Annotated in this window: 16 protein-coding genes and 1 pseudogene; 5 read left to right on the forward strand and 12 right to left on the reverse strand. The window is 59.9% G+C overall.

Features of this window, described 5'->3' with window-relative positions:
* Nucleotides 1-120, forward strand: a pseudogene (locus tag CKW19_RS29205) (IS110 family transposase); the annotation flags it as partial.
* Nucleotides 121-235: 115 nt separating this feature from the next.
* Here the strand turns inward: CKW19_RS29205 and CKW19_RS22565 are convergent.
* The 8 genes from CKW19_RS22565 to CKW19_RS22600 form a co-directional block, all read right to left on the reverse strand.
* Nucleotides 236-1,621 carry an aspartate aminotransferase family protein gene (locus tag CKW19_RS22565; RefSeq protein ID WP_095059940.1) on the reverse strand — a complete coding sequence of 462 codons (1,386 nt, stop codon included), beginning with the start codon at nucleotides 1,619-1,621 and terminating at the stop codon, nucleotides 236-238.
* Between the two features lie 11 nt (nucleotides 1,622-1,632).
* The gene (locus CKW19_RS22570; protein ID WP_095059941.1) at nucleotides 1,633-3,105 is read right to left on the reverse strand and encodes an NAD-dependent succinate-semialdehyde dehydrogenase; all 1,473 of its coding nucleotides are present in this window, start codon (nucleotides 3,103-3,105) and stop codon (nucleotides 1,633-1,635) included.
* Between the two features lie 227 nt (nucleotides 3,106-3,332).
* Nucleotides 3,333-3,812, reverse strand: a complete 480-nt coding sequence (locus tag CKW19_RS22575) for an Lrp/AsnC family transcriptional regulator (RefSeq protein WP_095059942.1) — start codon at nucleotides 3,810-3,812, stop codon at nucleotides 3,333-3,335.
* 134 nt (nucleotides 3,813-3,946) lie between these two features.
* Nucleotides 3,947-4,948: a N(2)-acetyl-L-2,4-diaminobutanoate deacetylase DoeB gene (doeB, locus tag CKW19_RS22580; RefSeq protein WP_095059943.1), complete on the reverse strand. Its 1,002-nt coding sequence runs from the start codon at nucleotides 4,946-4,948 to the stop codon at nucleotides 3,947-3,949.
* Between the two features lie 3 nt (nucleotides 4,949-4,951).
* Nucleotides 4,952-6,142 (reverse strand): ectoine hydrolase DoeA, encoded by a 1,191-nt coding sequence (gene doeA / locus CKW19_RS22585; protein ID WP_095059944.1) that lies wholly within the window; start codon nucleotides 6,140-6,142, stop codon nucleotides 4,952-4,954.
* Nucleotides 6,143-6,184: 42 nt separating this feature from the next.
* On the reverse strand, nucleotides 6,185-7,177 hold the full coding sequence (gene eutC, locus CKW19_RS22590; RefSeq protein WP_095059945.1) for an ectoine utilization protein EutC: 993 nt from the start codon (nucleotides 7,175-7,177) through the stop codon (nucleotides 6,185-6,187).
* A 34-nt stretch (nucleotides 7,178-7,211) separates the two neighbouring features.
* Nucleotides 7,212-8,180: a hydroxyectoine utilization dehydratase EutB gene (gene eutB, locus CKW19_RS22595; protein WP_095059946.1), complete on the reverse strand. Its 969-nt coding sequence runs from the start codon at nucleotides 8,178-8,180 to the stop codon at nucleotides 7,212-7,214.
* 107 nt (nucleotides 8,181-8,287) lie between these two features.
* Nucleotides 8,288-9,682, reverse strand: a complete 1,395-nt coding sequence (locus CKW19_RS22600; RefSeq protein ID WP_095059947.1) for a PLP-dependent aminotransferase family protein — start codon at nucleotides 9,680-9,682, stop codon at nucleotides 8,288-8,290.
* 292 nt (nucleotides 9,683-9,974) lie between these two features.
* On the opposite strand from CKW19_RS22600, the gene ehuB reads away from it, so the two are divergent.
* The 4 genes from ehuB to ehuA all read left to right on the forward strand — a co-directional run bounded on the left by ehuB (nucleotide 9,975) and on the right by ehuA (nucleotide 13,094).
* Nucleotides 9,975-10,829, forward strand: a complete 855-nt coding sequence (gene ehuB / locus CKW19_RS22605; RefSeq protein ID WP_095059948.1) for an ectoine/hydroxyectoine ABC transporter substrate-binding protein EhuB — start codon at nucleotides 9,975-9,977, stop codon at nucleotides 10,827-10,829.
* A gap of 77 nt (nucleotides 10,830-10,906) precedes the next feature.
* A complete protein-coding gene (gene ehuC, locus CKW19_RS22610) occupies nucleotides 10,907-11,566 on the forward strand; it encodes an ectoine/hydroxyectoine ABC transporter permease subunit EhuC (RefSeq protein WP_095059949.1) in 660 nt (219 codons plus the stop codon).
* The gene (gene ehuD, locus CKW19_RS22615; RefSeq protein WP_095059950.1) at nucleotides 11,563-12,219 is read left to right on the forward strand and encodes an ectoine/hydroxyectoine ABC transporter permease subunit EhuD; all 657 of its coding nucleotides are present in this window, start codon (nucleotides 11,563-11,565) and stop codon (nucleotides 12,217-12,219) included. The genes ehuC and ehuD overlap by 4 nt, the downstream gene beginning before the upstream one ends.
* An 80-nt stretch (nucleotides 12,220-12,299) precedes the next feature.
* Nucleotides 12,300-13,094 (forward strand): ectoine/hydroxyectoine ABC transporter ATP-binding protein EhuA, encoded by a 795-nt coding sequence (ehuA, locus tag CKW19_RS22620; RefSeq protein WP_095059951.1) that lies wholly within the window; start codon nucleotides 12,300-12,302, stop codon nucleotides 13,092-13,094.
* A gap of 123 nt (nucleotides 13,095-13,217) precedes the next feature.
* On the opposite strand, the gene CKW19_RS22625 is transcribed toward ehuA, so the two are convergent.
* The 4 genes from CKW19_RS22625 to CKW19_RS22640 all read right to left on the reverse strand — a co-directional run bounded on the left by CKW19_RS22625 (nucleotide 13,218) and on the right by CKW19_RS22640 (nucleotide 19,051).
* Complete coding sequence (locus CKW19_RS22625; RefSeq protein WP_095059952.1) at nucleotides 13,218-13,928, reverse strand: OmpA family protein; 711 nt, start codon at nucleotides 13,926-13,928, stop codon at nucleotides 13,218-13,220.
* A 112-nt stretch (nucleotides 13,929-14,040) separates the two neighbouring features.
* Nucleotides 14,041-14,682, reverse strand: a complete 642-nt coding sequence (locus tag CKW19_RS22630) for an MBL fold metallo-hydrolase (RefSeq protein WP_095059953.1) — start codon at nucleotides 14,680-14,682, stop codon at nucleotides 14,041-14,043.
* 86 nt (nucleotides 14,683-14,768) lie between these two features.
* On the reverse strand, nucleotides 14,769-17,507 hold the full coding sequence (locus tag CKW19_RS22635) for a LuxR C-terminal-related transcriptional regulator (protein WP_095059954.1): 2,739 nt from the start codon (nucleotides 17,505-17,507) through the stop codon (nucleotides 14,769-14,771).
* 179 nt (nucleotides 17,508-17,686) lie between these two features.
* Nucleotides 17,687-19,051 (reverse strand): DUF1329 domain-containing protein, encoded by a 1,365-nt coding sequence (locus tag CKW19_RS22640; protein WP_095059955.1) that lies wholly within the window; start codon nucleotides 19,049-19,051, stop codon nucleotides 17,687-17,689.
* Nucleotides 19,052-19,075 lie beyond the last annotated feature (24 nt).

A 19,075-nucleotide genomic window follows, 5' to 3' on the forward strand; every position in this document is an offset into this window, starting at 1 on the left:
AAAGGGACCGAGGCGCTGGTGATACTTGCCAGAAAACTGGCTCGGGTACTGTTTGCCTTGATGAAAAACCAAAGTGAATACAAGCCTATTTCTATGTTTGGGGGTTCCCCCCAAACATAGAATCTCCCACAGGGTTATTTGTTGAACACAGATGTTGTGTACGACATCGATCACTGTCAGAGCTTGCTCGCAATGGGCCCGGAACGGACGACACAAAGAACTCCGGCCGAATGACTTAACCCAAAACCTCCCCCGCCACCTGATCAATTGCGTCCTTGGTGATGCCAACAATCAGGTCCGCCTCTGCCTCGGTCAAGACCAACGGCGGCGCGAAGCCAAGAATGTCGCCATGGGGCATCGCCCGGGCAATCATGCCGCGCTCAAGACAAGCCGCCGAGACTTTCGGGCCGACTTTCAGTGCTGCATCGAACGGTGTGCGTTGTTCGCGATCAGCCATGAACTCAACCGCTGCGAGCATGCCGTCGCCGCGCACCTCGCCCACCAGCGGATGCCCTTCCAGGGTTTCACGCAGTCGACGATTGAGATAGCCGCCAACCTTCTCGGCATTGGCCGTGAGGTTTTCCCGCTCCAGAATATCGAGGTTGGCCAGCGCCGCTGCGGCACAGATCGGGTGTCCGGAATAGGTCCAGCCATGGCCCATGGCACCTTGGGATTCGGAGGCCTTTTCGATGACATCCCAAACCTTTTCACCGACGATCACTGCCGACAATGGTGCATAGGCGCTGGTCAGGCCTTTGGCAGTGGTTATCAGGTCCGGACGCATGCCGTATCGTTGGCTGCCCATCTTCGAGCCGAGGCGACCAAAAGCGCAGACCACTTCGTCGGCGATCAGCAACACATCGTATTTATTCAGCACGGCTTGAATTGCAGCCCAGTAACCCGCTGGCGGCACGATGATGCCGCCCGTCCCCATCAACGGCTCGCCGATAAACGCCGCCACGGTGTCGGGGCCTTCGGCAAGGATCATTTTCTCCAGTTCGTCGGCGCAGTAATGTACGAACGCGGCCTCATCCATGCCAGTCGGCGCCTTGCGGTACCAGTGGGGGCACACGGTGTGCTTGATGCCTTCGGCCGGCAGGTCGAAATGTTGATGGAAGGTTGGCAGGCCGGTCAGGCTGCCGGTCATGATGCCCGAGCCGTGATAACCGCGGTCTCGGGAGATGATTTTCTTTTTCTGTGGACGACCCAGTACGTTGTTGTAGTAGCGCACCAGCTTGATCTGGGTTTCGTTGGCGTCGGAACCTGAGAGGCCGTAGTAGACCTTCTTCATGCCTTGCGGTGCCCAGTCGATTATGCGGTTCGACAGTTCGATGATCGCTTCGGTCGAATGCCCCACGTAGGTATGGTAATAGGCCAGTTCCTTGGCCTGCTTGTAGATGGCCTCGGCGACTTCGGTGCGACCATAGCCGATGTTCACGCAATACAGGCCAGCGAAGGCGTCGATGAATTCGCGGCCTTCGTGGTCGCGAATGCGGATGCCTGATGCGCTCTTGATGATGCGTCCCTTGAGTGCTCCGCTGGCGTGGTCATGGGCATGGGTCGAAGGGTGCATGAAATGCGCACGGTCTTGCTCGAACAGGGTATCGAATTCTTGGCTCATGGTAGATCTCCTCAGAACTGGCCTTGATGGTGCAGGCAGAAGTATTTGGTTTCGACAAAGGCTTCAAAGCCCTCGGTGCCGCCTTCACGGCCCAGCCCCGAGGCTTTCATGCCCCCGAACGGAATCGGATGGCCGGTGAACTTGACGCCGTTGACCGCGACCATGGCGTGGTCGAGACGACGAATCAGCGGGTAGATCAGGTCCAGGCGATTGGAGCAAATGTAGGCGGCCAGACCGTATTCGGTGTCGTTGGCCATCTCAATGGCATGATCAAGGCTGTCGAACGGCATCACTCCGGCAATCGGCGCAAAGTTCTCTTCGCGGTAAATGCGCATTTGCGGTGTGACGTCTGCCAACACTGTGGGCTGATAGAACAGGCCACCAAGCGCATGCGCTTCGCCACCCACCAGTCGGTGCGCCCCCTGTTGCAAGGCATCGGCCACACGCTCGGCGGTGACATCAAAGGCGGCCTGATGCATCAACGGGCCGATATCGACGCTCTGCTCCCGATCGCCGAGCATCGCCGGGCCGACCCGCAGTTCACGCACCGCCGAGGCAAAACCCTTGAGAAATTCCGGGTAGATCGAGCGATCGACCATGATGCGGTTGGCCGCACAGCAATCCTGGCCGGAGGTCTGGAACTTGGCGACGACCGCGACTTTTACTGCCAGCCCGAGATCGGCATCGGCGCAGACAATGAACGGTGCGTTACCGCCCAGTTCCAGCGATACCTTCTTTACATCCGCAGCCGCCGCTTGCAGCACCAACTTACCCACACGGGTCGAGCCGGTGAAACTCACCGAGCGCACGCGACGGTCCTGCACCAGGGTTTGCATGGCCATTTGCGGTTCGCCCAGCACCACGTTGAACACACCGGCCGGGAAACCCGCTTCCTCCGCCAGTTGCGCCAGGGCAAACGCGGAGTACGGTGTTTCATGGGCGGGCTTGATCACCACGGTACAACCGGCTGCCAAGGCGGCCGCCGCTTTGCGGGTGATCATGGCCGAGGGAAAATTCCACGGGGTCAGCAGCGCACAGACACCGACCGGTTCCTTGAGCGTGCCCAGGTGCGCACCGGGTATGTGGCTGGGAATGTTCTGCCCATAAAGGCGCCGCGCCTCCTCGGCGAACCAGGGAATGAAGCTGACCGCATAGGCGATTTCACCGCGGGACTCGGCCAGGGACTTGCCCTGCTCCAGGCTGAGAATCCGCGCGAGGTCTTCCTGATGCTCAAGAATCAGTGCCGCCCAGCGTCGCAGAATCAACCCGCGTGCCTCCAGGCTTTGTTCGCGCCAGCCGGTAAACGCACGGTGGGCCGCGTCGATGGCCGCGACAATTTGCGGCTGATCGAGCATCGGCACATGGCCGATGAGTTTTTGATCGGCCGGGTTATGCACGGCGATACTGTGACCGCTGTCGCTGTGGACCCAATGGCCGTCAACGTAGCAAAGGGCCTTGAACAGCAGTGGATGTTTATAGGTCATGGCGTTCACTCCAATCCGTGTGCGTAGAACCATGCTAGGGCAGCAAGACCTCGGGGATTTGGCGTTTGAACGGGGTGCGGCAGGTGGTTTTTTCTGATTGAGCGGGGGTAAATCGGGGATTTTTGCGGTGTGAATACTGCTCACGATGGCGGGACACCCGTCAATGCAGGGTTGAATGTAAGGGCGCTATCGCGAGCAGGCTCGCTCCCACAGGGAATAGCGTGTTTTCAAAGCTCCTGCGCCACTTCGGCCGGCAACGCGCCGCCGGTCTTGATGGTCTTGGTGACGATGTAGGTGAAGTAGCGTTCGATGCCCAGGTCGTCGAGCAACAACTGGTCGATGAAGCGCTGGTAATGGTCAATGTCCGGTGCCTGGATCATCGCCATGTAATCGACGCCACCACCGGTGGCGTAACAGAACGCCACTTCCGCAGCCTCGTTCATGCGCTGTTCGAAACGCCGCATGTCCTGCGCGGTGTGTCGAGCCAAGGTGATTTCCACCAGCACCTGTTGGCTTTTGAACACCGCGTTCCAGTCGATCTGCGCCCGGTAGCCCTTGATCAAGCCCAGGCTTTCGAGTTTGCGCACCCGCTCCCACGCAGGCGTTACCGACAGGTTGATCGCCTCAGCCAGGCTCGATTTGGTGATACGCCCGTCTTCAGCGAGGATTCGCAGGATTTTCAGGTCATAGCGATCGAGTTTGTGCATGGGCCGAGAATCTCCTGAATGGATGAGAAACCCTGTAGGAGCGAGCTTGCTCGCGATGGCGGCATGTCAGTCACGTCTTTATTGGATGAGCTGGCGCTATCGCGAGCAGGCTCGCTCCCACATGGGGTTTTGGGTTAGTTCAATACATCCGCGATTACCGCAATGGTATCGCCACAGCGCACCAGTCCCGGAAAATGCCGCGCCGCCAGCAGACCGCTGCGCGCCGCACGATATTCAACCGACGCCGCGCCGCTTCGGGTAGCGTCGTACACCCGGGCAATCACTTCACCTTGCTCCACGTTGTCCCCCAGATCACGGCACATTTCCAGCAGACCGTCGTGCTCGCTGGCGATGAAGCAATCGCCGTCGGGCATGTCGAGCATGATCGACGGTGCGAGCTGCACCTCGCCGTCAAGGATCCCGGCATGCACCAGCAAATTGCGCACACCGCGTTCGGCAATCGCCACGCTGCGCGCCGTGGAAGAGCCGCCGCCGCCCAGTTCGGTGGTGACGAAGACTTTGCCCTGGCGTTCGGCGGCGGTGTCGTACATCGCCCCGGCATCGAGTTCCAGCATGCGCATGCTGTACGGTGCATTGAAGGCACGCATCCCGGCCTCGCATTGCGCCTGCTGCTGTTTATCCGGCAGCACATGACAAGCGGCGAACGGCAGGAAATCCAGGGTGCGTCCGCCGGAGTGAATGTCCAGCACGATATCGGCCAATGGCAGCAAGGTACGCGTGAAGTAGTCGGCGATTTTCTCGGTCACCGTACCGTCCGGCTTGCCGGGAAAACTGCGGTTGAGATTGCCCTTGTCGATCGGTGACGTACGTCGCCCGGCATGGAACGCCGGGGTGTTCATGAACGGCACGATAATCAATCGCCCGCTCACGTCTTTGGCCGACAGGCTTTGCGCCAGTTTGCTCAGTGCTACCGGCCCTTCGTATTCGTCGCCATGGTTGCCACCGGTGAGCAGCGCGGTCCGCCCCTCACCGCGTTGAATCACCGTGACCGGAATCATCACCGCCCCCCAGGCCGAGTCGTCCCGGGAATACGGCAGTTTGAGAAAACCGTGCTGCACGCCTTCACGGGCGAAATCCACCGTGGCGCTGATTGGGTTGTCCGGCAATTCGCTCATGATTCAATCCTTCACGAACAGTTGGCGTGGCACGTTGCACAAGGTTTCGACGCCGGTTTCAGTGATCAGAATGCTCTCGGTGATCTCCAGCCCCCAGTCGTCCATCCACAGGCCCGGCATGAAGTGGAAGGTCATGCCCGGTTGCAACACGCTGGTGTCGCCGGGACGCAGGCTCATGGTGCGCTCGCCCCAATCCGGTGGATAACTGATGCCGATCGGGTAGCCGCAACGGCTGTCCTTGTGGATGCCGAATTTCTCCAGCACCTTGAAAAACGCCGTCGCGATGTCGCCGGTGGTGTTGCCCGGTTTGGCCGCTTCAAGCCCGGCGGCGATGCCTTCGACCACGGCTTTTTCACCGTCGAGAAAATGCTGCGGCGGCTTGCCCAGGTAAATGGTGCGCGACAACGGGCAATGGTAACGCTTGTAGCAACCGGCGATTTCAAAGAAGGTGCCGGCGCCCTTTTCGAACGGCGTATCGTCCCAGGTCAGGTGCGGCGCGCTGGCATCGGCACCGGTCGGCAACAGAGGCACGATGGCCGGGTAATCACCGCCATGGCCGTCGGCGCCGAGGATGCCGCTGCTGTAGATCTCGGCCACCAATTCATTCTTGCGCATGCCCGGCTCGATCCGTTCGAGGATCCGCCCGTGCATGTTTTCAACGATGCGAGCGGCGATGCGCATGTAGGCGATTTCCTGCGGCGACTTGATCGCCCGTTGCCAGTTCACCAGGCCGACCGCATCCACCAACGTGGCACTCGGCAAGTGTTTTTTCAGCGACAGGTAAGCCGCAGCGCTGAAGTAATAGTTGTCCATCTCCACACCGATGGTCAGCGCGTCCCAACCACGGGCGCTGATGACTTCCCGCGACAGGTAATCCATCGGGTGACGTTCCCGGGACTGCACGTAGATGTCCGGATAACCAACGATGTTCTCCTGCCGCATGAACACCGTGCGCCTGGCGCCATTGGCATCCTGCCCGCGACCGAACCACACGGGCTCGCCGTCGAGCGCCAGCAGCACGCACTGATGGACATAAAACGACCAACCGTCGTAGCCGGTCAGCCAGGCCATGTTCGACGGATCGGTGACCAGCAACAACTCGATGCCCTGCGCCTGCATGGCCGCTCGAACCTTGGCCAGACGCTGGGCATATTCCCCCCGTTCGAACGGGAGATTGACGACTATCTGAGACATGCACCTGCCCTCTGATAAATGACACGCGGATGAAAAAACCGGTTAACTGCCGAACTGGAATCCCTTGCCTGCCGAACGCGCGCGCTCGAATGCCAGGTTGGCCATGGCCGTGTCCTGAGCACCGGTGCCGGTGAGGTCGCACAAAGTGATTTGTGTTTCATTTGTGCGACCGGGACACTGCCCGGCCAGCACCTGCCCCAACTCTGCGAAGTCGGACTCGTCGCTGAGGACGCCAGCTTCCAGGGCGTGATGCAACTCGCCGAGAATGCGGGTCTGGCTCAAGCGATCCGCCACGTAGCAATCGACCTGAGCCAGGGCTTTGGGGGCAATTTCGTTTTTGTGCTCGGCATCTGAACCCATGGCCGTGATGTGCAGGCCAGGCTGCAAATGCCGCACGTCAATCAAGGGCTCGCGGCTCGGCGTGCAAGTGATGGCGATGTCCACGCCATCCATGGCCTCGTCGATACTTGCGCACAGCCTGACCGCCAGCCCGCTGTCACGCGCCAGATCGACACTGAAGGCTTCGGCCTTGGCGTAGTCGCGAGCCCAAACCCGCACGCTCTCGATCGGCCGTACCAGCCGCAAAGCCTGAAGTTGCAACGCCGCCTGCTCGCCGGCCCCGATCAGCGCCACGCTGCGACTGTCGGACCGCGACAATGCACGTGCGGCCACGGCGCCCGCCGCCGCCGTGCGCACGGCTGTCAGGTAGCCGTTATCCAGCAACAAGGCATCGAGCAAACCGGTGCGTGCTGACAGCAGCATCATCATGCCGTTGAGGCTCGGCAGACCGAGTTTCGGGTTGTCGAAAAATCCCGGACTGACCTTGATTGCGAAGCGCTCCAGTCCGGGTAGATACGCCGTCTTCACGTCCACTTCGCCGTTATGCTCGGGGATGTCCAGGCGCAGGATCGGCGGCATGTCCACGGCGGCGGTGGCCAGCAGCAGGAAGGCTTGCTCGATGGCTTCGATACTCGGCAGATCAAGGGCCACGCAGGCTCGCAGATCCGCTTCGCTCAACAGGGTGATTTCACTCATCAACGCTGCACTCCAGTCTGATTTTTGATTGAGTTCACGCATCCGCGCCGGCCAGCACACGCAGATGCTGGTCGACGTCGACATTGCGACCGCTGACCACCACCACGATCGGCCCACGCGGTTCGATCAAACCATCAAGCACAGCGCCAATTCCCACCGCCGCCGCGCCTTCGAGTACCAGGCGCTCTTCGCGATAGGCATGGCGCAAGGCATGGGCGATGGAAGCTTCGCTGAGCAGATGCAGGTGGTCGCAGGTGTCGCGGGTCATGTTGAAGGTGTAACGGTTGTCCAGGCCGATGCCGCCGCCGAGGGAGTCGGCGAGGGTCGGCAGTTCCTCGACTTCCACGGGATGTCCGGTGGACAGGCTGGCGTGCATGGCCGCGCCGCGCTGCATGCTGATGCCATGCGTAACGATCTGCGGGTTGGCGCTTTTGAGGGCCAGTGCCACGCCGGCAAACAGACCACCGCCGGACAACGGCACCAGTACTTGAGCGACATCCGGCAGTTGTTCAAGGATCTCCAGCCCCAGTGTGCCCTGGCCGGCGATGACGGCAGGGTGATCGAATGGAGGTAGCAGAGTGGCGCCCTGCTCGCGGGCAATACGCTCGGCTTCGCACTGGGCATCGTCCTGGGACTGGCCGACGATGCGCACTTGCGCACCGAGATCACGAATGGCCTGAACTTTATTTCCCGGCACCAGATGCGATAGACAAATCGTCGCCTTCACACCTTGCTGCGATGCGGCATAGGCCAGTGCCCGCCCATGATTGCCCGTCGACGCGGCGACCACGCCACACGCCTTTTGCTCGGCATTGAGTTGGGCCACGGCATTGCTCGCGCCACGCAACTTGAAGCTGCCGGTGATTTGCTGGGATTCGAGCTTGAGGTACACCGGCACGCCCAACCGCCGGGACAGGCTGGGCGAATGTTCCATGGGCGTGCACCGGACCAGCGATTGAATACGTTGGCGGGCGAGGTAGATATCGTTTAGCAGCACTGACATGACCGCGTCCCAAGTGAGGTGTTGGGCGCAGTCTAAGAGGGCTGGATTGTCGTGATGAATGTACTAGGGCAATTTAGTCGACAAACTTTTTGGCACCGGTTGCCCGCTCAAAAATCATGGATCTGCGGGTACTGACCGAAGATTTCGCGCATGCCCATCAGCGCATCGCGCATTTCGTCGTCGCTGCATTCGGCACCGACACACACCCGGACTGCCCGGGGCCTGGGCGTGCCACGCACCGTGAACGGGTCGGGCGAAGTGACCGCAATGTGCTTGTGGCGCAGCGCCCGCACCAGGCTGTCGACTTCCCAATGAGGGGGAATGCCGATCCAGGCATTCAATGCATAGGGATGCTGGCCAAGCAGGTACTCGTCCAGGTACTCGCTGACCATTGCTTGCCGACCGGACAGGAGTTTGCGTTGCAGGTCCACCAGGGTGTCGGCGCGCCCGTCGCGAATCCAGCGCGTGGCGATCTCCGCGACCATAGGCGTTGCCATCCAGCTATTGACCCGCAAAATACTTTCGGTGCGCAATGCCAGCCGCTTTGGCATCACCAGATATCCGACGCGCAAACCCGTGAGCACCGACTTGGTCATGCTGGTGCAATAAAACGACAGTTCCGGCAAATAGTGGCTGATCGGTGGTGCCCGGCGCTCGTCCAGCAGAGGGCCATATACATCGTCTTCGATAATGTGCACGCCAAACCGCCGAGCGATCTCGGCAATTTCCCGTCGACGGCTGTCCGGCATCAGGCTGGTGGTCGGGTTGTTCAGGTTTGGCGTACAGACCAGAGCGGTGATGCGCTCGTTGCTGCACATGTCCTCGAAATGCTCGGGGTCGATGCCATGTCGGTCCATCTCCAGACCCTTGAGGGTAAACCCGAGCACCTGGGAATTGCCGATCACACCGTGGTCGGTCAACCCTTCGCAAAGCACTACATCATCCGGGCCGGCAAGGGATGCCAAGGCCAGAAAAATGGCGTGGGCAGCGCCGTTGGTGATCAGAATGTCGTCGCGCTCGACCCGCAGGCCTTGCCGCGCGATCCAGTGCATCGCCGCTTCACGGTGCGACTCGAAACCGGCAATCGGGCGAAACGCGTGAATCCAGGGCTGATCCTCTTCGGTGCTGAGTTCGCGACAGGTTTCGCGCCAGAACTGGTCATGCTCACGGGTGTGCATGATCCGCGTGATGGAAAAATCCACCAGCGCTCGTTCGGGGCTGTCGAGAATATACGTGGCAACCCGGTCGCTCATGCGCCGCGAGACAAAACTGCCGCGCCCCACCTCGCACCTCACCAGGCCCTGGCGCTCGAGTTCCTTGTAGGCATTAGTGACGGTTTGCACACTGATGCCCATGGCATCGGCGACATTACGTTGCGGCGGCAGCCGCTGATCATTGGCCAGCACGCCCTGCTCGATATCGTCGGCAATCGACTGAACGAGGATCTTGTATTTCGACTCGCCACTACGGGCGATTTCCAGTGCTGCTTTCCACTTGTCCATCGGCGTTCGACCCGCGTGCATGCCAGTGGCCACAGCATCCCGCGAGAATCCACGCAAAGCAATTGTCCTAGTGCAATGCAATCCTGCACAGTGCTTTTGTATGCTCGGTACAAGGTCGATGCCCAGGCTGCCGAACCAGCCACCAACAACAACCAATCGATCTGTACCGGAACTGTCTCCCCACGCTTCGGCTCAACAGGTGGACCAGCCCTCGTACGCTTTGCTCTTGTCACACTGCCTCCTACCACAGAACCGTCAAAGACGGATCCACAAGAAACAGGAGATTTTATCGATGAGCAATTCCATTCCCCGCACTCCCCATGTCTTGCGCCACCTGTTCGTCGCTTGCGCGATATTCGGCCTGGCCACCAGCGCCTACGCCACGACGCTGGAAACCATCACGAAGAACAGCAGCATCCGCATTGGTTATGCAAACGAAACCCCGTTCGCCTTCACTGAAACCGACGGCAGAGTCACCGGTGAATCACCGGAAATCGCCAAGGTCATCTTTGAAAAAATGGGCATCAAGACAGTCGACGGCGTACTGACCGAATGGGGCTCGTTGATCCCCGGCCTGCGCGCCGGACGTTTCGACGTGATTGCCGCAGGCATGTACATCACGCCCGAGCGCTGCAAGCAGGTCATCTTCACCGATCCGCAATACCAGTTGCCCGACGCACTCCTGACAGCCAAAGGCAACCCGAAAAATCTGCACAGCTATGAAGACATCGCCAAAAACCCGGATGTGAAACTGGCGATCATGGCCGGCACGGTCAACCTGAAATACGCGCGGGATTCTGGCGTGAAGGACGCGCAGATCCTCCAGGTACCGGACACCACCGCGCAGTTGCAAGCCGTGCGCGCCGGGCGTGCCGATGCGGCCGTCGGCACCCAGCTGACCATGAAAGGCCTGGCCAGCAAAGGCGGCGACAAGGTCGAAGCGGTCACCGAGTTCAAGGATGACCCCTCGCACACAGGTTATGGCGCCCTCGCCTTCCGCCCGGAAGACAAGGACCTGCGTGATGCGGTCAACGCCGAACTGAAAAAGTGGCTGGGTTCCGAAGAACATCTCAAGACGGTTGCCCCTTTCGGCTTCGACAAATCCAACGTGACAAGCAAAACGGCTGCCGAGCTCTGCGCTCAATAGTCGAAACGGGCATGGCGCCCTGGCGCGATGCCTATTTCCCTGCTGACTCCGGATGTTGAACCACGCAGGTGTGAACAATGGGTGAGTTACTTCCGCTTTTGATACAAGGCGCCTGGGTCACGCTCCAGGTGACCTTCTTGGGCTCGATCCTGGCGATTGTCGCGGCCATTCTGGCGGCGCTGGGGCGCATGTCGCCGTGGCGGCCGCTGAGCTGGTTCTCGGTCGCCTACATTGAAGTGTTCCGCGGCACGTCGTTGCTGGTGCAATTGTTCTGGTTGTTTTTCGTGTTGCCGCTGCCACCGTTCAATCTCGAACTGAGCCCCTACAGCGTGGCCATTGTCGGCCTTGGCTTACACATCGGTGCTTACGGCGCGGAGGTGATGCGCGGTGCGATCAGCTCCGTTGCCAAAGGTCAGTACGAAGCGGCGACTGCATTGAACTTCAGCGGCTACAAGCGCCTTCGGCGAATCATTTTGCCCCAGGCGTTGCTGGCGGCCATTCCACCGGGCACCAACCTGCTGATCGAGTTGCTGAAAAATACGTCGCTGGTCTCGCTGATCACCCTGTCGGACCTCAGCTTCCGGGCCCGACAACTGGACCAGGCCACTTTCCAGACCCTGGAAATCTTCAGCCTGGCTCTGGTGATGTACTTCGTTCTGGCTCAAGCGATCAACCTCGGCATGCGCAGCGTTGAGCGACGTTTGGCTCGCGGCCGGATGCGTGGAGGTCTGTCATGACCCTGTTCGACTGGACATATGCCTGGCAGATCCTGCCCGATTTGCTGCGGGCATCGCTGAACACCGTGGGCATTACCCTGCTCGGTTTCCTGATCGCCATTGTACTGGGGTTGTTTCTGGCCATCGGCCGACGCAGTCGCCTGTTCTGGTTATCGTGGCCAACCGCCGGGGTGATCGAATTCATCCGCAGCACGCCGTTGTTGATCCAGGTGTATTTCCTCTATTACGTGCTGCCCAATTACGGCGTGAGCATGACAGCCATGCAGGTGGGGGTGATCGGCATTGGTGTGCATTACGCCTGCTACATCGCCGAGGTGTATCGCGGTGGCCTCGACGCCGTGCCGCGGGCGCAGTGGGAGGCCGTTACGGCGTTGAACATCGCGCCTTATAGCGCGTACCGCAACATCATCCTCCCCCAGGCCCTTCGGCCGATCCTGCCGCCGCTGGGCAATTACCTGGTGGCCATGCTCAAGGACACGCCGGTGCTGTCGGCCATTACCGTGGTCGAGATCATGCAGCAAGCCAAGAACATTGGTTCCGAGAACTTCCGCTACCTGGAGCCGATCACCATGGTCGGTCTGTTTTTCCTCGCCCTGAGCATCGCTTTGGCTTATCTGGTACGGCGCCTTGAACTGCGCCTGGAGCTACGCTAATGACTTCTCCTATCTCGACCTCCGACGACCTTTCCCGACACGGCACCCTGACATCACTGCACCCGCAAGAGGCCTGTGCCATGCCTGAATCGAAACCGGTCAAGCCGATTGTCAGCTTCCAGGACGTCACTAAGAGCTACGGCAATTTCACGGTGCTCGACCACTTGAACCTGGATGTCACGTCGGGAGAAAAAGTAGCGATCATCGGCCCAAGCGGCTCGGGAAAATCCACGCTGTTGCGGGTGTTGATGACGCTTGAGGGGATTGATGACGGATTGATCCGCATCGAGGACGACTTGTTGACCCATATGCCCAATCGCAACGGCGTGCTGGTGCCTGCAAACGACCGGCATATCCGTCGCGTTCGCGGCAAGATCGGCATGGTGTTCCAGAGCTTCAACCTGTTTCCGCACATGACGGCCTTACAAAACGTCATTGAAGCGCCAGTGCAGGTGCTGGGCATGAAACCCGCCGAAGCACGCGAACGAGCAGCGGATTTGCTGGAGCTGGTGGGCCTGGGCAACAAACTGGGGCACTACCCTTCGCAGCTGTCCGGTGGACAGCAACAACGGGTGGCCATAGCCCGCGCGTTGGCCATGCGTCCCAAAGTCATGCTTTTTGACGAAGTGACCTCGGCACTCGATCCGGAGCTGTGCGGCGAAGTGCTCAACGTTATCCGCAAGCTAGGTGCCGAACATAACCTGACCATGCTGATGGTCACGCACCAGATGGGATTTGCCCGGGAGTTCGCCGATCGCGTGTGTTTCTTCTACAAGGGGCAGATTCACGAGCAGGGATCACCGGCGCAGATCTTCGAACATCCACAGCAGGAACGTACCCGCGCGTTTCTCAGTGCGGTAAAAGAAGCCAACTAGAAACGCAATGTGGGAGCGAACCTGCTCGCGAAGAGGTTGTACCAGTCGACTGTGTTGCTGACTGACATACCGCTTCGCGAGCAGGCTCGCCCACAGGTTTACTGCGTTAAGCCTGAAAAGTGCTTACTGCTGAGCACCATACTGCTGACCAGGAATCGCCTTGAGGTTGACCTCGACACGGCGGTTCTGTGCACGGCCGTTGGTGTCACCGTTGCTGGCTACCGGATTATCCGGGCCGGCGCCACGGGCGCTCAGGTTGGTACCGCTGACACCTTGCGACGTCAGGTAGGTCGCTACGCTCTGGGCGCGACGCTGGGACAGGTCCATGTTGTGCTGGCGGCTGCCGGTGCTGTCGGTGTAGCCAACGATTTCGATCTGGTTCTGGTTGAACTCTTTGAGGGAGCCAGCCAGGTTGTTCAGTGGCTGATAGAAGCTTGGTGCGATGTTCGCCGAGTCGGTGGCGAACGTAATGTTGCCCGGCATGATCAGTTTGATCTGGTCGCCTTGGCGCTGCACTTCAACACCGGTGTTGGCCATGCTGGCGCGCAGTTTTTTCTCTTGCTGATCGGCGTAGTAGCCATAACCGGCAGCGGAAGCACCGACAACTGCGGCACCGATCAACGCGCCCTTGCCACGGTTATCGTGGTTGATGGCGGCACCGGCCAGAGCACCGGCCAACGCACCGAGACCACCGTATTTGGCGGTTTTGCTCATGCCTTGGGAGCCGGTATCCGTCTGGCCCTGCGGCTGACCGTCATAAGGGTTGGGCGAAGCACAGCCGGACAGTACGGCCACGGCAGTAGCGACAATCATCAAACGACGAGTGGTGAACATGTAAAGCTCCTACGTTTTGCATTCTGTGGCGCAACGGGCCAAGGCATCGGCCTTTGCGGGCGTTGGATCATTAATGTGGATAAAAATTCCGCCTTGCTTTCACAACGGCAAATCAGGCTCGCACAAAAGGATTTTCGCGCATTTCATCGCCCAGTCGGGTATCCGGACCATGCCCGGTTACCACCGTTGCGTCTTCATCGAGTGTGTACAGCCGCTGCTTGATCGAACGCACAATGGTCGCCTGATCGCCCCCCCATAAATCCGTGCGCCCGACACCGCGACGAAACAGCGTGTCACCGGCAATCAGCAGCTTGGCGTCTGCAAACCAGAAACTCATGGACCCCGGCGTATGACCCGGCGTGTGCAGTGCGACACCGCAGCCGCAGTCCAACGCTTCATCATCGGCCAGCCAGCGATCCGGCGATGGCACCGGAGTGTAAGGCACACCGAACATCTGGCACTGCATTTCAAGATTGTCCCAAAGGAACTGGTCTTCTTTGTGCAAATGCAGCGTCGCGCCGGTTTTTTCTTTCAACTGGCCGGAAGCCAGGAAATGGTCCAGGTGCGCATGGGTGTGGATGATACTGACCACTTTCAGACCCAGGGCGTCGAGCCGCGCCAGGATCAGCTCATGATTGCCACCCGGATCGACAACTATCGCCTTTTTCGTTACCGGATCACCGATGATCGTGCAGTTGCACTGCAACGGGCCGACGGGGAAGGTTTCGCGGATCAAGGTGGGGTGCTGTGACATCGGAGCCTGCTCGATAAACGGGGACGGGGGATTTTCGCACAATTGTGGATCGAAGCATTTACCCGGATGTGTAACGTGAAAACTTCTTAACCCAGCATCCCCAACGCCTTGGCCCGCGCCACCGCTTGTGTACGTCGCTCAACCCCGAGTTTGCTGTTGATATGGCTGGCATGCGTCTTGACCGTGTGCAGGGAAATGAACAACTGGTCGCTGATTTCCTGGTTCGAACAGCCTTGGGCGATCAATCGCAGGACGGCCAGTTCCCGTGCACTGAGTTGTTCCGCCGCCGCACAGGGCTCCAGATCGGAGCGAGCCACCGAGGCCGGCAACTTTTCGATAAGGCTCTGTGAAACGGGCGTCGACGGGTTGAGTTGAAGCTGCGCGCGCAACCAGTCCGGATGCTCGGCCAACAAGCCTTCGAACGATTGCAAAACACCGCCACCGGCAGCGTCCAGTGCTTGCACCAGTGCCTTGCGTGCTTCCGGCTCGCGCCCATTCCCCAGCAACAACGTGATTTTTTGAGTCAGCGCCATGGCACTGAGCATCTGTCGCCCTGATTGCTGACCATGCTCGATCAGCGTGTTCAAACGCCCCTCGGCCAGCATCGGCTGGCCCTGAATGGACTCGAGCAACGCTTGTTGCAATTCAATGTGCAGCGGCAGTTGCGGGTGAAACTCCGGCGGTGCCGCGGCGTGTTCGCCGTTGTAAGTCTGCCCCAGTCGCGCCAGCCAGGCTTCGGCCAGGTCGGTACGTCCCTGCGCCAGCCAAAGCTCACATTTGACCAGCGTGATCATTGCCAGATAGTAGATCGGCGGCACATCCCAGATGTGCATCAAACGTTCGGCTTCGGCGAGCTCGGCAAAGGCTTTGGCGAATTCGCCACTGCTGCCGTCGAGCCTGGCAATCACGCAATGACCGATCAATACGCTGATATCGCGGCAGGCGCGGGCTTCACTCAAGCCAGCCTGCAATCGTACCCGCGCCGCTTGGGGTTGCAGGCGCAGAGCCAGTAACAAACCCTCGTACAAGGTCAGTCGGGCACGAACGGCATAGAGTCGTTGCGAGGACAACCCTTGCAGGCGCTGCAACCCCTGACGAACTTCTTCAAGTGACCGACAGACCTCCCCGCGTGCTTGCAGGACCCGGGCACGATCGTAATGGGCCAATGCTTCAAACAAAGGGTTGCCGACGCGTTGCGCCAACTCCAGCGAGTCGCGGTTCAGCCCTCGAGCGCGCCACAAATCCCCATCGGCTATGGCCAGGTTGGACAAGGTCGAAAGGCACATCAGACGTTGCCCGTAACGCTTGGACGGAAGGCTTTCCAGCGCTTCCCGGCAATACTGTAGCGTGAGCTCACGATTGCCCCGGCCACGCGCGATGATGCCGCTCAACGCCAGCCACTGGGCCAGCATGGATTTCTGCGCGGTGGCCGAGGGCGCCGGCAGGAAGCGACTCAAATGACTCGCCAGCTCCTCGGCAGCATCCAGCTGACAAGCCATCCCCAACGCCCAGCTGTACAGCACGATCAAGCGTGGCGTGCTGATCAGCAGGCTGTCGGGCAAGTCCATTTTCCAGCGCAGCAACATGCCGACGTTCTGCTCGGCCAGCAGTTGCTCTTCGGAAAGGTTTTGCACCAGGTTCGCCGCGACATCCAGGTGACCGGCACGCAAGGCCTGTTCCACCGCCTCGTCGAGCAGGCCCTGGGCGTTGAACCAGCGGCACGCACGCAGGTGCAGGCTCGCCGCCGGCACCATCGACTGAGCGGCGGGCCGAGTGCGCAACAGATCGGAAAACAGATGGTGATAACGATACCAGTGCCCGTGCTCGTCGAGCGGTACCAAAAACACCTGATGGGCCAGCAGAAAGCGCAGGATCTCCGCGCTGTCATGGGCATCGCGAACGGCGTCGCACAGTTCGCTGCAAAAGCGCTCCTGGGGCGCCGTATCGTAGAGGAACGATTGCACTTCGGCGGGCAGGCAATCGATGACTTCTTCGAGCAGGTAATCGCGGATCAGCCCTTCCCCACCGTGCAGCGATTGAGGCAATGCGCCCTCGGTGCCCGCCTCTGTCGCGGCCAGCAACCAGAAACGCAATCCCGCAACCCAGCCCTCGCTGCGCTGGATCAGGCTTTCCAGCGCTTCGCCACGCAGGGACGTGCTGTGGCGAGCAAGCAGGCTCAAGGCTTCATCGCGAGTCAGACGCAAGTCTTGTTCATGTAACTCAAGCAGTTGGCGTGACAGCCGCAGCCGCGCCAGATGCCAGTCCGGGCGCTGGCGACTGGTGACCATCACCAGTAAGCCGTCGGGAAGGTGATTGAGGAAAAATTGCAGGCAACGATCCAGAACCGGGCCTTGGGCCAGATGATAATCATCCAGCACCAGCAGCAGCGGCGAAGCCGTAGACAGGTGCTCGGCCAACTCGTCGAGCAAGCCGTCCAGCCACTCTTCGAAGGCAAACGGCTGATGGCGCTGACGCATTTTCAGCAGTCCGAGAGACTGCCGACCAAGCTGCGGAAAATAGTCCTGCAGACCTTCCAGCAAACGCTCGAGAAATCGACCGGGATCACTGTCCCGAGGGCTCAGCCCCAACCAGAGGCTACGCCAGTGATTCGGCAACGCCTGACAGAACTCCACCGCTAACGAACTTTTGCCAAACCCCGCCGGTGCACTGACGAGCAATAACCGTCCTTCAAGACCGGCGCTCAGTCGCTCGCACAAACGCGGTCGCAGGACATGACCGTCGGGCAATGGCGGACGAAAGAATCGCCCGTCCAGTGTCGCGACAGCAGCAGTTGCAGAACCTTTGGGTGTAGACAAATCAGTCATAGCCGGCTCTTGTTTGAATTGCGGGTGGCGGCGTGCAGATGTCCGCAGACTAGCCGTAATCGGCTAGGGAATGAAGGTAATTGCTACAAATGGCTACAAAAAGTCTACGAACAAAAAAAAACGCCCCGAACCAGTCGGGGCGTTTCTCTAGAGAGGATGCGGCCTCTGCTCAGCTCACCTTAGCGAACACCTTCCTGGCGCAAGGCGGCCGGAGTGAAGTCGCTGGTGGTCGCCGTGAAGCCGAAGTCATACGCGGACTTCTCTTCGTTTTTCATGCCCAGCGCCAGGTAACGGCCCGATTGCAGGTCGTACAGCGCTTCGAGGGCGTACCACGGCACTTGCTTGTCGTAGTAGTTCTCGGCATGAGCCTCGGCGACGCGCCACAGTTGACCACGACCGTCGTAATGGTCGATGACCGCTGCTTGCCAGGTGTCTTCGTCGATGTAGAAGTCACGCTTGGCGTAGATGTGACGCTGACCTTCCTTCAGGGTTGCAACCACATGCCAGACCCGGCGCAGCTCGTAACGAGCCAGGTCCTGGTTGATGTGACCGGCCTTGATGATGTCGGCGTACTTGAGCTTCGGATCGTCGAGTTTGTAGGCGTCGGAGGCGATGTACATCTCTTTCTTGCCTTCGAGCTTCCAGTCGTAACGATCCGGTGCACCGTTGAACATGTCCAGGTTATCGGAAGTACGCAGGCCGTCGGCAGCGGTACCCGGGCCGTCATAGGACACTTGTGGCGCACGACGCACACGGCGCTGACCGGCGTTGTAGACCCACGCCGAACGTGGTTCCTTCACTTGGTCGAGGGTCTCGTGCACCAGCAGCACACCACCGGCCAGACGTGCCGGGGCAGTCACTTTCTGCTTGAAGTAAAACAGGATGTTGCCCGGGTTCGCCGGATCGTAATCCTTCATTTTGTCGCGGAACACGAACTGATCCTGGAAGTACACCAGGCTGAACGAGCCGTTCGGCTGTGGCGTCGCCTGGGTTACCAGACGGGTCACGCTACCACCGCGATAGCGGGTGATATGGTTCCAGATGACTTCAACACCGGTTTTCGGGATCGGGAATGGAACGGCAGTTTCGAAGTTTTCCAAACCGTTGCCGCCGGACACCAGCTTGGTGTTGGTGGCATTCTTCTTGATCGCCGCGAACACGTCATCCGGCACGGTGGCACCGCGATGCGAGGTGTAGACCGGCATCTTGAAGGTTTCCGGGTAGCGCTTGAACATCGCGTACTGGCCCGGGGCAAGCTTTTCCTTGTATTGGTCGACGTTCTGCGCCGTGATGGTGAACAGCGGTTTTTCACTGGCGTAAGGGTTGGACAGGAAGCCCTTGCTGTCGACAGTGCCGGCGTTCTTCGGCAACGGTTTCCAGGCCGGGATCGAGCCGTCGGCGTTGCCCGACATTTCGGCACCCATCGGGGTCAGGCTTTTGCCCAGCTTGTCCGCCTCGGCCGCAGGGACCGCCGCCATGACGCTGGTCGCGAGCAGAGAAAACCCGAGGACACCGGCGTGGAACAGACTCTTGGTCATTTTCATATGTGCGTTCGTCCTGAAAATACA

Origin of the sequence: Pseudomonas sp. Irchel s3f7 (genome assembly GCF_900187615.1) — a bacterium.
Lineage (GTDB): Bacteria > Pseudomonadota > Gammaproteobacteria > Pseudomonadales > Pseudomonadaceae > Aquipseudomonas.

What these genes read in the sequence shown, in the direction of transcription:
- CKW19_RS22565 (WP_095059940.1), bottom strand. Translation starts at nt 1,621, where the DNA reads ATGAGCCAAGAATTCGATACCCTGTTCGAGCAAGACCGTGCGCATTTC.
- CKW19_RS22570 (WP_095059941.1), bottom strand. Translation starts at nt 3,105, where the DNA reads ATGACCTATAAACATCCACTGCTGTTCAAGGCCCTTTGCTACGTTGAC.
- CKW19_RS22575 (WP_095059942.1), bottom strand. Translation starts at nt 3,812, where the DNA reads ATGCACAAACTCGATCGCTATGACCTGAAAATCCTGCGAATCCTCGCT.
- doeB (WP_095059943.1), bottom strand. Translation starts at nt 4,948, where the DNA reads ATGAGCGAATTGCCGGACAACCCAATCAGCGCCACGGTGGATTTCGCC.
- doeA (WP_095059944.1), bottom strand. Translation starts at nt 6,142, where the DNA reads ATGTCTCAGATAGTCGTCAATCTCCCGTTCGAACGGGGGGAATATGCC.
- eutC (WP_095059945.1), bottom strand. Translation starts at nt 7,177, where the DNA reads ATGAGTGAAATCACCCTGTTGAGCGAAGCGGATCTGCGAGCCTGCGTG.
- eutB (WP_095059946.1), bottom strand. Translation starts at nt 8,180, where the DNA reads ATGTCAGTGCTGCTAAACGATATCTACCTCGCCCGCCAACGTATTCAA.
- CKW19_RS22600 (WP_095059947.1), bottom strand. Translation starts at nt 9,682, where the DNA reads ATGGACAAGTGGAAAGCAGCACTGGAAATCGCCCGTAGTGGCGAGTCG.
- ehuB (WP_095059948.1), top strand. Translation starts at nt 9,975, where the DNA reads ATGAGCAATTCCATTCCCCGCACTCCCCATGTCTTGCGCCACCTGTTC.
- ehuC (WP_095059949.1), top strand. Translation starts at nt 10,907, where the DNA reads ATGGGTGAGTTACTTCCGCTTTTGATACAAGGCGCCTGGGTCACGCTC.
- ehuD (WP_095059950.1), top strand. Translation starts at nt 11,563, where the DNA reads ATGACCCTGTTCGACTGGACATATGCCTGGCAGATCCTGCCCGATTTG.
- ehuA (WP_095059951.1), top strand. Translation starts at nt 12,300, where the DNA reads ATGCCTGAATCGAAACCGGTCAAGCCGATTGTCAGCTTCCAGGACGTC.
- CKW19_RS22625 (WP_095059952.1), bottom strand. Translation starts at nt 13,928, where the DNA reads ATGTTCACCACTCGTCGTTTGATGATTGTCGCTACTGCCGTGGCCGTA.
- CKW19_RS22630 (WP_095059953.1), bottom strand. Translation starts at nt 14,682, where the DNA reads ATGTCACAGCACCCCACCTTGATCCGCGAAACCTTCCCCGTCGGCCCG.
- CKW19_RS22635 (WP_095059954.1), bottom strand. Translation starts at nt 17,507, where the DNA reads ATGACTGATTTGTCTACACCCAAAGGTTCTGCAACTGCTGCTGTCGCG.
- CKW19_RS22640 (WP_095059955.1), bottom strand. Translation starts at nt 19,051, where the DNA reads ATGAAAATGACCAAGAGTCTGTTCCACGCCGGTGTCCTCGGGTTTTCT.